This window comes from Pseudomonas synxantha (genome assembly GCF_900105675.1).
Lineage (GTDB): Bacteria > Pseudomonadota > Gammaproteobacteria > Pseudomonadales > Pseudomonadaceae > Aquipseudomonas > Aquipseudomonas synxantha.
Genome location: NZ_LT629786.1, coordinates 4,642,483 through 4,656,005, shown reverse-complemented (window position 1 = coordinate 4,656,005; position 13,523 = coordinate 4,642,483). Strand labels below are relative to the sequence as shown.

At 61.5% G+C, this 13,523-nt stretch carries 12 protein-coding genes; 4 read left to right on the top strand and 8 right to left on the bottom strand.

Features of this window, described 5'->3' with window-relative positions:
* Nucleotides 1–23: 23 nt before the first annotated feature.
* Nucleotides 24–1,547 carry a fumarate hydratase gene (locus BLU48_RS21580; protein ID WP_046069363.1) on the bottom strand — a complete coding sequence of 508 codons (1,524 nt, stop codon included), beginning with the start codon at nucleotides 1,545–1,547 and terminating at the stop codon, nucleotides 24–26.
* Between the two features lie 216 nt (nucleotides 1,548–1,763).
* Here BLU48_RS21580 and BLU48_RS21575 point away from each other — a divergent pair, with 216 nt between their 5' ends.
* Together BLU48_RS21575 and BLU48_RS21570 are read left to right on the top strand one after the other, a co-directional pair.
* Nucleotides 1,764–2,696 (top strand): iron-sulfur-binding ferredoxin reductase, encoded by a 933-nt coding sequence (locus tag BLU48_RS21575; protein WP_057021637.1) that lies wholly within the window; start codon nucleotides 1,764–1,766, stop codon nucleotides 2,694–2,696.
* A gap of 30 nt (nucleotides 2,697–2,726) precedes the next feature.
* Complete coding sequence (locus BLU48_RS21570; RefSeq protein ID WP_057021636.1) at nucleotides 2,727–3,476, top strand: enoyl-CoA hydratase-related protein; 750 nt, start codon at nucleotides 2,727–2,729, stop codon at nucleotides 3,474–3,476.
* A gap of 661 nt (nucleotides 3,477–4,137) precedes the next feature.
* Here the strand turns inward: BLU48_RS21570 and pyk are convergent.
* Entirely contained in the window at nucleotides 4,138–5,589 is a 1,452-nt protein-coding gene (gene pyk, locus BLU48_RS21565) for a pyruvate kinase (RefSeq protein ID WP_043050041.1), read from the bottom strand.
* Between the two features lie 175 nt (nucleotides 5,590–5,764).
* Between pyk and BLU48_RS21560 the strand changes: the two genes are divergently transcribed.
* Together BLU48_RS21560 and BLU48_RS21555 are read left to right on the top strand one after the other, a co-directional pair.
* Nucleotides 5,765–6,139 carry a tetratricopeptide repeat protein gene (locus BLU48_RS21560; RefSeq protein WP_043050040.1) on the top strand — a complete coding sequence of 125 codons (375 nt, stop codon included), beginning with the start codon at nucleotides 5,765–5,767 and terminating at the stop codon, nucleotides 6,137–6,139.
* 222 nt (nucleotides 6,140–6,361) lie between these two features.
* Nucleotides 6,362–6,721 (top strand): PilZ domain-containing protein, encoded by a 360-nt coding sequence (locus BLU48_RS21555; RefSeq protein WP_057021635.1) that lies wholly within the window; start codon nucleotides 6,362–6,364, stop codon nucleotides 6,719–6,721.
* 11 nt (nucleotides 6,722–6,732) lie between these two features.
* Here BLU48_RS21555 and BLU48_RS21550 read toward each other — a convergent pair whose 3' ends face one another.
* The 6 genes from BLU48_RS21550 to BLU48_RS21525 are packed head-to-tail and all read right to left on the bottom strand — an operon-like array spanning nucleotide 6,733 to nucleotide 13,403.
* Nucleotides 6,733–8,064 (bottom strand): DUF58 domain-containing protein, encoded by a 1,332-nt coding sequence (locus BLU48_RS21550; protein WP_057021634.1) that lies wholly within the window; start codon nucleotides 8,062–8,064, stop codon nucleotides 6,733–6,735.
* Nucleotides 8,065–8,071: 7 nt separating this feature from the next.
* A complete protein-coding gene (locus BLU48_RS21545; RefSeq protein WP_057021633.1) occupies nucleotides 8,072–9,067 on the bottom strand; it encodes an AAA family ATPase in 996 nt (331 codons plus the stop codon).
* A complete protein-coding gene (locus BLU48_RS21540) occupies nucleotides 9,064–10,221 on the bottom strand; it encodes a DUF4350 domain-containing protein (protein ID WP_057021632.1) in 1,158 nt (385 codons plus the stop codon). Before BLU48_RS21540 ends, BLU48_RS21545 begins: the two co-directional genes overlap by 4 nt.
* Nucleotides 10,218–11,747 (bottom strand): DUF4129 domain-containing protein, encoded by a 1,530-nt coding sequence (locus BLU48_RS21535; RefSeq protein WP_057021631.1) that lies wholly within the window; start codon nucleotides 11,745–11,747, stop codon nucleotides 10,218–10,220. Before BLU48_RS21535 ends, BLU48_RS21540 begins: the two co-directional genes overlap by 4 nt.
* Nucleotides 11,734–12,714: a stage II sporulation protein M gene (locus BLU48_RS21530; RefSeq protein WP_057021630.1), complete on the bottom strand. Its 981-nt coding sequence runs from the start codon at nucleotides 12,712–12,714 to the stop codon at nucleotides 11,734–11,736. The genes BLU48_RS21535 and BLU48_RS21530 overlap by 14 nt, the downstream gene beginning before the upstream one ends.
* Entirely contained in the window at nucleotides 12,711–13,403 is a 693-nt protein-coding gene (locus BLU48_RS21525) for an RDD family protein (RefSeq protein ID WP_057021629.1), read from the bottom strand. The genes BLU48_RS21530 and BLU48_RS21525 overlap by 4 nt, the downstream gene beginning before the upstream one ends.
* Nucleotides 13,404–13,523: the final 120 nt, after the last annotated feature.

Genomic DNA, 13,523 nt, shown 5'->3' with positions numbered 1-13,523 from the left:
GGGCAAGCCCCTCCCACATCGACTTACTGTACTTCTACCGCCAGGCTCTCACTGATCTTTTTCTGCCAGATGGCAGGACCGGTGATGTGTACCGACTCGCCCTGACTGTCCACTGCAACGGTGACCGGCATGTCTTTTACGTCGAACTCGTAGATGGCTTCCATGCCTAGTTCGGCGAACGCTACCACGCGCGACTTCTTGATGGCTTGCGCCACCAGGTAAGCGGCGCCGCCCACGGCCATCAGGTACACGGCCTTGTGGTCCTTGATCGCTTCGATGGCGGTCGGGCCGCGCTCGGATTTGCCGATCATGCCCAGCAGGCCAGTCTGCTCGAGGATCTGGCGGGTGAATTTGTCCATCCGCGTCGCGGTGGTTGGGCCAGCCGGGCCGACCACTTCTTCGCGCACCGGATCAACCGGGCCGACGTAGTAGATAAAGCGGCCCTTGAGGTCCACCGGCAGGGTCTCGCCCTTGTTGAGCATCTCGACCATGCGCTTGTGCGCTGCGTCGCGGCCGGTGAGCATCTTGCCGTTGAGCAACACGGTTTCGCCCGGCTTCCAGCTTTGCACTTCTTCCGGGGTCAGGGTGTCGAGGTTGACGCGGCGGGCCGACGGGCCGGCTTCCCAGACGATTTCCGGGTAGGCGTCCAGCGATGGCGCTTCCAGCGACGCCGGGCCCGAACCGTCGAGCACGAAGTGCGCGTGACGGGTGGCGGCGCAGTTGGGGATCATGCACACCGGCAGGGACGCGGCGTGGGTCGGGTAGTCCATGATCTTCACGTCGAGCACGGTGGTCAGGCCACCCAGGCCCTGGGCGCCGATGCCCAGTTGGTTGACCTTCTCGAACAGCTCAAGGCGCATCTCTTCGATACGGTTCTGCGGGCCGCGCTTTTTCAGCTCGTGGATGTCGATGGATTCCATCAACACTTCCTTGGCCATCACCGCGGCTTTCTCGGCGGTGCCGCCGATGCCGATGCCGAGCATGCCCGGTGGGCACCAGCCGGCGCCCATGGTCGGAACGGTCTTGAGCACCCAGTCGACGATGGAGTCGGACGGGTTGAGCATGGCCATTTTCGACTTGTTCTCGGAACCACCGCCCTTGGCCGCCACGTCCACTTCCACGGTGTTACCCGGGACGATGGAGTAGTGGATCACCGCCGGGGTGTTGTCCTTGGTGTTTTTCCGCGCGCCCGCCGGATCGGCGAGGATGGATGCACGCAGGACGTTTTCCGGCAGGTTGTAGGCGCGACGCACGCCTTCGTTGATCATGTCGTCCAGGCCCATGGTGGCGCCGTCCCAGCGTACATCCATGCCTACGCGCACGAACACGGTGACGATACCGGTATCCTGGCAGATCGGGCGGTGGCCGGTGGCGCACATGCGCGAGTTGATCAGGATCTGGGCGATGGAGTCACGGGCCGCCGGCGATTCTTCGCGCAGGTAGGCTTCGTGCATAGCCTGGATGAAGTCAACGGGGTGGTAATAGGAAATGAATTGCAGGGCGTCGGCAACGCTCTGAATCAGGTCGTCTTGCTTGATCACGGTCATGAGTCGCGCTCCTCTATAAGGGAACATTCAATAAAGGTGGCTTCAGTGTTGCGTCGGTCGGCTGAAACCATCTTTCCAAGGCACGCCAAAGTGGTGCAGGCGCGACGCTAAAAAGGCGCGGCAGTATAACCCGGCGCGGTGGCCGATACACCCGACTATGGTCAAACTCTGCCGGGCGTGATTCCCTGTGCGCAAACCTATTGATTGAGCCTCCATATGCCTGAACTGCACGTCGGCGAACGCCATTGGTCGGTGCCCACCGGCGCTAACCTGCTGGATGCCTTGAACCAGGCGGGAGTCGCCGTGCCCTACAGTTGCCGGGCCGGCAGCTGCCATGCGTGCCTGGTGCGTTGCCAGGGCAAGGTCGATGACCAGCAGCCCGAAGCCCTGAGCCCGACACAACGTCAGCAGGGTTGGCGCCTGGCGTGTCAGTGTCGGGTCGTCGGCGACCTCCAGATCGAAGCATTTGAACCGTTGCGTGACGGCCTGGCGGGCCAGGTGGTGGGCGCTGATTGGTTGAGTTCCACGGTGCTGCGCCTGCGCCTGCTACCGGAGCGTGGCCTGCGGTATCGGGCCGGGCAGCATCTGGTGTTGTGGGCGGGGCAGGTGGCGCGCCCGTATTCCCTGGCGAGCTTGCCCCAGCAGGATGCATACCTGGAGTTTCATATCGATTGCCGCCAACACGGTGAATTCAGCGATGCCGCTCGCCATTTCAAGGTTGGTGAGCCTCTGCGCCTGGGCGAGTTGCGGGGCGGGGCGCTGCACTATGACCCTGACTGGCAATCGCGGCCGTTGTGGCTGCTGGCCGCCGGCACCGGCCTGGGCCCGTTGTGGGGCATATTGCGCGAAGCGCTGCGCCAGGATCACCAAGGTGCCATCCGTGTCATTCACCTGGCCCATGATGCCGAGGCTCATTACCTGGCCGAACCCCTGGCGGCGCTGGCCACGCAGCATGGGAACCTGACGGTGGAGCTATGGACGGCGGCAGAGTTGAACCAGGCATTGGCGCAACTGCGGCTTGTTTCGCGGCAAACGCTGGCTTTACTCTGCGGTCACCCTGTCAGCGTCGAGGCTTTTTCCAAGCGCCTGTTCCTGGCCGGGCTGCCGCGCAATCAACTGCTGGCCGATGTGTTCCTGCCCCGTGGTTGAGCGCTGAAACCTTTTGCCGCGAGATTCGCCATGACCGACGCCATCCTGCAGCAACGCGAACGCGGGTTGCTGACCTTGCAGCTCAATCGCCCTGACAAGAAAAACGCCCTGACCCGTGCCATGTATACGCAACTGGCCGAGGCGCTGGAACAGGCCGATGCAGACTCGGATATTCGCGCCGTACTGCTCCAGGGCAGCAGCGAGTGTTTTACCGCCGGCAATGACATCAGCGATTTTCTCGAACAGCCACCCAACGATCTCGACAGCCCACCGTTTCACTTTATGAAAAGCCTGCTCAACTGCCGCAAACCGGTGATCGCCGCCGTGGCTGGAGCGGCGGTGGGCATTGGCACCACGCTGTTGCTGCATTGCGACCTGGTGTATATCAGCCGCGATGCACGCTTGCGCATGCCGTTCGTTAACCTGGGTTTGTGCCCGGAGTTTGGCTCGAGCCTGATCCTGCCGCGGTTGCTGGGACATGCGAAGGCGGCTGAACTACTGTTGTTGGGCGAGGGGTTCACTGGCGAACAAGCCGCAGCGTGGGGGATTGCCACCGAGGCGTTGGGCAGTGGCGAGGCGGCCTTGGCCAAGGCGCGAGAAATGGCCGGACGTTTTGAAAGCCTGGCGCCGGGGGCGGTGCAGGTCACCAAGCAGTTGATGAAAAGCGTTGATCGCGAGCAGTTGCGGCAGGTGATCGAGGAGGAGGGGGCGTTGTTTACCCAGCGCTTGAGATCGCCGGAGGCGATTGCGGCGTTGTCGGGGTTTATCACCCGGCGATAAAACGGTGTTGGCTGTTCTGGCGCCATCGCGGGCAAGCCCGGCTCCCACAGTTGACCGCATTCCAATGTGGGAGTCGGGCTTGTCCGCGGTGGGCATGGGTATCTGCTCCCGGGCAGCTTATAGCTATCTAACTGATGCACTGCAATCCAAATGTGGGAGGGGGCTTGCCCCCGATGGCGGCCTGACAGCCGACCAGAATGTTGGACTTTTACCGAGTACATATCCGTTATTTGGGCAACGGCTACTTATGGTTCCGCTTTTACAGCGGCTCACTTTTGAAAAGCGCAAAAGTAAGCAAAACGCTTATGCCCCACCACTCGGCACCTCGCTCAGGCTCGGTGTGCCCGTAATCCGACAGGGATTTGGGGGGCCGCCGCCACTCCCCATCCATGGCGCGGGGCGGCTAAAGCGGCATCCCTGCCGGTTTACCCCCCAAATCCCTGTCGAATTCCGGCCAGCGTGGTTTGACGGGGCGCCTAAGATCAAGATCAAAAGCAGATCAAGATCAAGGGCGGCTCGCTGCGCATCGTGGTTACCGGTGGCTGCTACATGGTTGCTTACATATCCATGCCGCGCTGGGGGCTAGCAGCAGATGACTCTGATTTGAAATGCAAAAAGCCCCGCCATTCACATGGCAGGGCTTTTGTTTTCAGCGTGTCACTCAGACCTGCGGGTCGCCCACGTGCAGGATCTTCATGCCATTGGTGCCACCGGTGGTGTGGTAGCTGTCGCCCTTGGTGAGGATGACCCAGTCGCCTTTCTCTACCACGCCGCGCTTGACCAGCTCGTCGATAGCCTTCTGGCTGACTTCGTTCGGTGCCAGCGAAGCCGGGTCGAACGGGATGGTGTACACACCACGGAACAACGCCGCGCGGGCCTGGGCTTCGCGGTGAGGGGTAAACGCGTAGATCGGCACCGAGGAGCGGATGCGCGACATGATTAACGGCGTATAGCCACTTTCGGTCAGGGCGATGATCGCCTTCACGCCCGGGAAGTGGTTGGCAGTGTACATGGCAGCCAGGGCGATGCTCTGGTCGCAGCTTTCGAAGACCTTGCCGATGCGGTGGCTGGAGGTCTTGCTGGTCGGATGCTTTTCAGCGCCGACGCAGATGCGCGCCATGGCCTGCACGGCTTCCAGCGGGTACGGGCCGGCGGCACTTTCAGCCGAGAGCATCACGGCGTCGGTGTAGTCGAGCACGGCGTTGGCCACGTCGGACACTTCGGCACGGGTCGGCATCGGGTTCTGGATCATCGACTCCATCATCTGGGTCGCAACGATCACGGCCTTGTTGTGGCGGCGTGCGTGCAGGATGATCTTCTTCTGGATACCGATCAGCTCGGCGTCACCAATTTCCACACCCAGGTCGCCACGGGCAACCATCACCGCGTCGGACGCCTTGATCAGGCCGTCGAGGGTTTCGTCGTCGGCCACGGCTTCGGCGCGTTCGATCTTCGCCACCAGCCAGGCGGTGCCGCCGGCTTCGTCGCGCAGTTTACGGGCGTATTCCATGTCGGCGGCGTCGCGTGGGAAGGACACGGCGAGGTAGTCGACTTCCATTTCGGCGGCGAGCTTGATGTCAGCCTTGTCTTTTTCAGTCAGGGCTGGCGCCGTCAGGCCACCGCCGCGGCGGTTGATACCTTTGTGGTCGGACAGCGGGCCGCCGATGATCACGGTGCAGTGCAGCTCGGTCGGGGTCGCGGTGTCGACGCGCATGACCACGCGGCCATCGTCCAGCAGCAGTTCGTCACCGACACCGCAATCCTTGACCAGGTCCGGGTAGTCGATACCCACGACGTCCTGGGTGCCTTCGGTCAGCGGGTGGCTGGTGGAGAAGGTGAATTTGTCACCAATCTTCAGCTCGATTCGCTTGTTGGCAAATTTGGCGATACGGATTTTCGGGCCTTGCAGGTCACCCAGCAGTGCAACGAAGCGGCCATGCTTGGCGGCCAGGTCACGCACCAGCTTGGCGCGAGCCTTGTGCTCGTCCGGGGTGCCGTGGGAGAAGTTCAGACGGGCGACGTCCAAACCAGCCAGAATCAGCTGTTCGAGGACTTCCGGCGAGTTGCTGGCCGGGCCAAGGGTGGCGACGATTTTGGTGCGACGGACGGACATGCACAGACTCCTGAGTTCAAGCGCTGGAGAAGGCTACTATGCTCTTTCGTTGTAGTCATTGTTCGTTTGCACTACTTATCGACGATTGGCTTGTTTTTGCTGCGCTTGACTGGGCAAACATCCTTGAAGATTTTCGACCAGGGGTCGATACACTGCACAAGACAGGAGAACCCCCATGCGAATTTTGCTCGTTGCTGCCCTGGCCGTCAGTGTTGTCGGCTGTACTCGCTGGTCGATGGACCATCATTTGAACAACGCTTACCGCGCCTATGGGGTGGGCGATTGCGCGCGCGTCACTCTGGAGTTGTCCCAGGTCGATCGCGAAAGCCGTACCCGTCGTTATGTGCAGCCGGAGGTGTCGATGCTGCGCGGGCAGTGCCTGGAACGGCAGAAACTGTTTGTCGACGCCGCCCAAACCTATCAGTTCATCATCAGCCAATACCCTTCAAGTGAGTACGCCTATCGCGCCCGTGCGCGGCTCGATACCTTGCAGCAACTGGGGCATTTTCCGAGTGCAGGCGCCGTAAAACCACGGCCTGCATCTTTGTAATGAAATTTGTCATTTTATAGCTGGCCCGTCGCCAGTCCTGGGCTATTCTTTGAATGTTCGTTTGTACAAGTTTCTATTCGAACGGATGCAGAGCCTGGATTCGGCAGCTGTCTGGTGACAAACGGTACCTGTCGTCACACCGAGATCCAGGGAGAGCGAGCGACTGCTCGTTGCGAATCACTGGCACGGCCAGACTCTTGGCTATTGGATGGCGACTTCATCATGTTTACCGAGCGACGGATCGAACGGCATCAACTGCCTTATTTTTTGCAGGTGTTCAATCGTGTTACCGACAAGCCGATCGGCTTTCTGGGCAATGTGTCTGAAAATGGGCTGATGCTGATCAGCCAATTACCCATGATGGTCGATGTGGATTTTCAGCTGTGCTTGAAAATTCCAGTGGCGCAAGGCGAATTCCAGACGATTGATCTGACGGCGACCTGCTTGTGGAGCCATGAAGATGTCAACCCGCAGCATTACGATTCCGGGTTCATGGTGCATCAGCCACCCCAAGCGTATGGGCAACTGATCAACGCGCTGGTGCAGTACTTCAGCTTTGATCCCCAGCAGGCCCCCGTCTGAATGCAGGCATATTAGAACGTACCGGCTTTTTTCCACCCCAGGTAACGCGTCACCAACGTGGCGCCCAGGTCTGATGGCAACGTATCCAATACTGCAAGCCCATGGGCGCTCAAACGATCATGGAGTTGATTGCGGGTGTTGAGGTAATCAACCGTGCCACTGTAAGCCAGGGCTTCGGGCAAGGTCTGCACGGGGGCTTGGCGTAACCGGTCAAGGACTTCCTCTCGCAGGCTCGCCACAAGTACCCGATGTTGCCGACCAATACGTTTGACGGCAGTCATCAGCGCTTCATCGTCCTCATCGCGCAGGTTGGTGACGATGATCACCAGTGCCCGGCGCTTTTGACGCGCCAGTAATTGGCTGGCGGCAGCCTGGTAGTCAGCGGTTCTACGGGTGGTGTCCAGGTCGTAGACCGCATTGAGCAAGCTGTTCAACTGGCCACTGCCCTTGACCGGCTTGAGGTAGCGCGACTGGTCGCTGGCGAATGTGCACAGTCCTACGGCATCGCCCTGGCGCAAGGCGACATAACTGAGCAGCAGGCAGGCATTGAGGGCGTGGTCGAAATGGGACAGTTCATCATCCTGGCTGCGCATGCGCTGGCCGCAATCGAGCATGAACACGATTTGCTGATCGCGTTCATCCTGATATTCACGGGCAATCGGCGTGCGTTGGCGAGCGGTGGCCTTCCAGTCGATCTGGCGCAGGCTGTCACCTTCACGAAACTCGCGCAGTTGATGAAATTCCAGGCCCAACCCTCGCCGCTGATGTTGGCGCACGCCCAGTTGGCTCAGCCAGTTATCCACACCCAGCAACTGCGCGCCGTATAAACGGGCGAAATCCGGGTAGACCCGGGTGGCATCATGGGTTTCGACGAACCTTCGCGCCGACCACAACCCCAATGGGCTGGGCAGCAGCAGTTCGCAGCGACTGAAGCTGAAATGCCCACGGCGCAAGGGGCGAACGCGATAGCCCAGCTCAGCGCGTTCGCCGGGGTGCAATTGAATGGGCTGGGGCAGGTTATCCACACTCAGGCCGTCGGGCACGTGATCGAACACGCATACAGTCAGTGGTTGAGGGTAGTCATGCTCCAGGTGCAGGCGCACTTCTTCCCAGCGGCCCAGCGCCAGGCTGCCGGGCAGTTTCCTGTTTACGCGCGCCGAGGGCCGGCGGCGCAAGCGTGCCGCATCCAGCGTCGCCAATAGCAGCAGGGCCAGAAGCAGGCCCCAAGCGATGGAGTGCAAGGTTTGAGGGACCTTGACCTGCAGCGCCATCGAAGCGCCCAACAGGGTGTTCAGGCCCAGCAGCACACCCAGCCAGGTCAGCAACAGACGGGTCGGTTTCATGGCTGCGTCATTGCCTTGGTGCAGCAATCTGGTCAAGTAGCTGCTGGAGCACCTGGTCAACTTCCAGGCCGTCGATGTCCAGTTCCGGCGCAATGCGCACCCGGTGACGCAGCACCGCCAGCGCACAGCCCTTGATGTCATCGGGTGTCACGAACTCGCCACCGCGCAATAGCGCTCGAGCGCGGGCGCCACGTACCAGGGCGATGGAGGCCCTGGGGCCGGCGCCGATGGTCAGCCCCGGCCAACTGCGCGTGGCCCGCGCCAGCCGCACCGCGTAGTCGAGTACCTGTTCATCCAGGGGCAGGGCGCTGGCAATTTCCTGCATCAGCACCACGTCCTCGGCTTGCAGCACGGTGCGCAACGGCTGTACATCCAACATGTCGGCCCTGGACGAGCGGGTCACTTCGCGGACCATCTCCAGTTCCTGCCGGGCGTCGGGGTAGTCCATGCGCACCTTGAGCATGAACCGGTCCAACTCGGCTTCAGGCAGCGGGTAGGTGCCTTCCTGCTCGATGGGGTTCTGGGTCGCCAGCACCATGAAGGGCTGGCCGATGGGCAGTGCCTCGCCCTCCAGGGTAACCTGGCGCTCCTGCATGGCTTCGAGCAGTGCCGCCTGGGTCTTGGCCGGGGCACGGTTGATTTCATCGGCCAGCAACAGGTGGGTGAACAGCGGCCCCTTGCGCAGCTTGAACTGTTCGGTCTGCAGGTCGTACACCGCGTGGCCGGTGACATCGCTGGGCATCAGGTCCGGGGTGAACTGGATACGTGCGAAATCACCGCCAAAGCAACGGGCCAGGGCACGTACCAGCAAGGTCTTGCCCAGGCCTGGCACGCCTTCGAGCAGGACGTGACCACCTGCTATCAAGGCGGTGAGCACGTCGTCAATCACCTGGTCCTGGCCTATCACGGCCTTGCGCAATTCCACACGCAGGGCCTGGGCCTGCTGGCTGGCATGTCGAAGGTTGTCGGCGGTCAGGGGGGTGGCCGTTGGAGAGTCGCTCATAAGGCATTCCTGAGGGTTTGCAGGCATGCTACCTGTCGGCTGAAATCGGCACTGGAGAGTCGTTTCAGCGCAAGTGGCTCGAGCGCCTGGCTGATGATATGGGAAGGTTGCCGTGTCAGGTGTTCCAGCACCTGCCGTTGTTTTGCGCTGTCGAGGTGTTCAAAGCCTGGGTGGCGTCGCCGGGCGGCGCGCAGGAGGTCGAGCTGCAAGGCTTGCAGCAAGGTGCCCTGGCCGCTTCGGCGTAGCAGGAAATCGGCACTGGCCTTCAAGTGTTCCTGTAGCTGCCGACGAGCCTTGGGCGCCGGTGCCTGGACCGGGCCTTGGCGCATGCCGGCCTGCCACAGCGTCAGGGCAACCAGTGCTGCGAGGGCGACGAGGGCCTGGGGGAAATAACGCAGCAACAGGGTAAACAGATCGTCCACGTCACTGTTGAACAGCAAGGTTACCTGGGTGCCCTGGTTAATGTACCAGAGCAGCCAGGCGTTATCGTGGTTGCCGATGCCAGGGGTTTTCCACAGGTCGCTATCGGTCACCACCGTGACACGGCCTTGCCCCAGGTTCAGCTGCATCAGGTGGCTGGAGTGCGCGCTGTTGGCAGAGAATTGCGCCAGGTGCTTGGGGTCGATGAGGTTGAAGTCGGTGTCAAAACTGAAATGCGTAGGGGCGGTTTCGTTGTCGACGTAGAGTTTGGTCAGGTCCGGTGCCGGCTTTTTACGAGACCGTGGCGGTTCGTCGAAGGTCTCGCTCAAGGTTTGGCGGATATTGAGGCGATCGAGCAACAGATCGCCGCTTTTACCGGTTTCTTCGTCCCACAAGGCCTCGGCGACCAGCAGCAGGTGGCCACCGGCCTTGGCCCACCCAAGCAGTTGCTCGACCTGGCGTGGAGTCATGTTGCTGCGTTCCCCCAGCAGTAACAGGCTATGGCCTTTCGCGGGCAGGTCGGCGAGGCGTTCAAGACCGTTGGCGTGCGCCACTGTGAGGCCTTGCTCGCGCAGGAAATGCTCGGCAGCCAGATAGGGGTTGGCCCGTGCAACCGGCGATGGGCCGCGATCCACCACTTCGTCGTAGGGAATTGCCTTGTGCCAGGCATACAAGCCGCCGGCGCCCAGCAGGCAAACCAGCAGCAGTGCTACCCACACTAATGGGCGGTTCATTGGCCCGCTCCGTCGCTGAACAGTGCACGCCAATCGTTGCATAGCTTTTGCTGGGCCGAGGAGGGAGGCAGACGATGACCATAGGCGAGGTTTTGCCAGTGCCGTGTCAGTTCGTCACTGAATGCCAGTAACTGCGGCTGCTGCAAGCGATGCACGTGCTCCAGCACCTGGCCTTCAGTGTCGGCGCTTTTCAGCGGCAGGTCGTATTCGTGCAATAGCCGGCTGAGCAGGCCGCGATACAGCAGGCCGAGGGCTTCCCGTGGCTGGGTGGGCCATAGCTGTTCGGCGGCGCCGGCAAGGTCATCGGGCAATGTGTCGATGCCCAATTCCAAGCCGAACAGCTGGGTGGGCATGGCACTGGCCGTTTTCGGGCGAGGCTGTCGGCTGCGACTGACAAAGGTGCGCAACCATTCGCGGTAACGCCACACCACTAGCGCCAGCCCGCCAATCACCAGGCTCCATAGCAGTATTTCCAAGGCTTTAGCGACGTGCCTGAAGGCATCGCTGTTGAGGTTGTCGAGCAAGGCCTGGAGCCAGCGGGGTAGTTTTCCATCGCCATGGCCTTGGTTTCCAACCGGCGCCTTTTCTTCGCCAAACCGATAGCGTGTGACGGTTTCCGGGTTCTTGAAGGGTGGCTTTTCCAGCATCGTCTTGATGGATTGGCTGGCGGCCTGGGTACTGAGCGACTTGGGGCCAGGCGGTTCCTGCGCCATGGCAGATGGGCTGAGCTGTAGCAGTGCCAGGCCCACGACCAGCAACAATGCTGGCGCAACACTGCTCAGGCGCTGGCGCAAGCGCCGGAATATCAGCTCCAGGTCCCAGGCCTCCAGGACCGTACGCCGATTGAGGTACAGGCTGAAGCCGCAGGCGACGTAGATGGGCTCCCAGAACACCAGCACCATGGCATAGAACGCGTTACCCAGGTGTTCCAGCCATAGCACGTCCGAGCCCGTTGCCAAGGCCATCCGTTGCCAATCCCAGTCCAGTTCCACGTTTTGCGGGATGAACAGATAGAACAGGGCCATGGCACCGAACCACAGGCCGATTTCCAGGTGTATACCGATGATCGTCAGCCAGCGTGCGGCCCCGGCATTGCGTTGTAGTAATACCCCCAGGCGCTGTTGGCGCCCATGACCATCGAGACCTTCAAGTTGGCTGACCGGCAGGGTAAAGCTGCGACTCAGGCTCAGTCGCCGCCAGGTCAGGCTGGCGAACAGTTGCCCCTTCAGCAGGTGCGGCCAATGGCGAACGGCCTGTTTGAGGCTGGGTGTTTCGCCAAACAGAGCCTTGGACAGGATGTACAGCGGCAAGCGGTCAAAGGCCGGCTTGAGCCACCAGAACAGGAACATGGCCAGCGACGGGTAACGCCACAGCAGCACAGTGAGCACCATAAATACCGGCAGGCTTACCAGTGCCCAACTGCCCATCAGCAAGAGGCGGTGTTGCCTGGCCATCAACACACCCAGGTCCATGGCTTCCCAGGCGGTACGCGGGCGAATCATCACGCTGGAGTCAGTCAGGCGCATGATGAGTCCGCCCGGCGAATATCAGGTAGGCGGCCACCAGCAGCCAGAACGCGGCGCCCACCAGGTATTTGATCCAGGGGGCAATGTTGGTGGTGGAGGACCAGTAGGCTTCGATAAACGCAGCGATGAGCAGGAGCATCATGACACCGCAGAGCATTCGCACACTTTTACGGGCCGCCAGGCGTAGGGCCTCGCCGCGTGCCAACCGCCCCGGCGCGACCAGTGACCAGCCCAATTGCAGGCCCGCGGCACCGGCCAGGGTGATGGCGGTGAGCTCGAATGCGCCATGGCCAATGGCAAATGACCAGAAGGTCTGGCCATAGCCAATCTCGGTAAGGTGCCCGGAGACCGCGCCGATGACCAAACCGTTGAAAATCAGGAAGAACACGCTGCCCAGGCCGAACAACAGGCCGGCCGCAAACGTCTGGAAGGCGATGCCGATGTTGTGCATCACGTAGTAGCCAAACATCATCCAGTCTTCGCTGGCGGCCCGCTCGGCGGCACGGCCCAGGCGGCTGGCCTGGGGGTCGTACATGCCCTGCATTTCAGCTACTTGTTGGGGGCTGACGATGCTGTAGATAAGATCGGGAAACAGGTAGACCAGCAGCGCTATCCCCACCAGGCTGCCAAAGAACAGCAGGCCGGCGATCAGCACGAAGCGCCACTGCTGGCGTACCAGGCGTGGGAAGTCGGCGAGGATGAACGCCAGCACGTTTGCCGGCAGCTGGCTGCGATGACGGTACAGTTGTTGGTGGCCGCGCAGCGCCAGTTGTTGCAGCGGGTCTACCAGGTAGCTGCTGTAGCCGCGCTCCTGGGCCAGGGCCAGGTGCTGGCATAGGCGGCGGTATTGATGAGGGAAGCCCGCGACATCGGCGGCCTTGGCTTTGCCTTGCTCCAATTGCTTGAGCTGTTCGGCGAAGGCTTGCCATTCTGGCTGGTGGCGGCTTTCAAAAAGGCTCTGCTTCATGTCGGCCCCAACAAGCCACGGGCCACACCGTTGAGTTGCTCCACGGCGCGGGCCGGGGGTACTTGCAGGGGCTCGGCGAGGATCGCGGCCAGCTCATGCACCCGTTCGGCAGAGAGCTCGGCCTGACGCTCGGCGAAACCGAGAATGGCCCGCTGTTCGCTCAGTTGCAGTGCGAAGGGCAGGCGCAGGGCGGTGGCTTGAGGGATTCGCGGGCGTACCAGCGGCAGTTCGCGGTAGACCACCAGCGTGCCCGCGGCCAGGTCGCCAAGCCGCTTGAAATGCGGGTGTTGCAGGCAACTGATCGCACCGAGGAAGTAACCGAAGGGCAGCATGTCGACAAAGCGCAAAAGGTTGCGAATCAACGACCCCGACCAGCCAATGGGCGTGCCGTCGTCCTGTACTACCCGCAAGCCCATCACCTGTTTGCCCGGGGAGCAACCCTGGTTGAGGACTTCGAACAGCACCATGTACCACCAGCTCACCACAAACAGCAGCAGCGAGCCTAGCCCGACGCCAATGTTACCAAGCAGCGCCAGGGGCACCAGCAGGATACCCATGATGATCCCACGCACGCCCAGGTCGAAGGCAAAGGCCAGTGCCCGGGGTGGCAGGCCGGCAGGACGCAAGGGCAGGTCGATACCTTCCGGCGTCTCGATCTGGTAGTGGGTATCCAGGGGTGTTGATGCCATTGCGGTCCTTTGCATTACGACTAAGAGACACGGATGCTAGCAGTGTCGACGGTGGAAGCAACCCTTCAAGGTTTTGCTGGATATTTATACAGTAAAGGTATCGCTGGCCCCGAGCGCCTT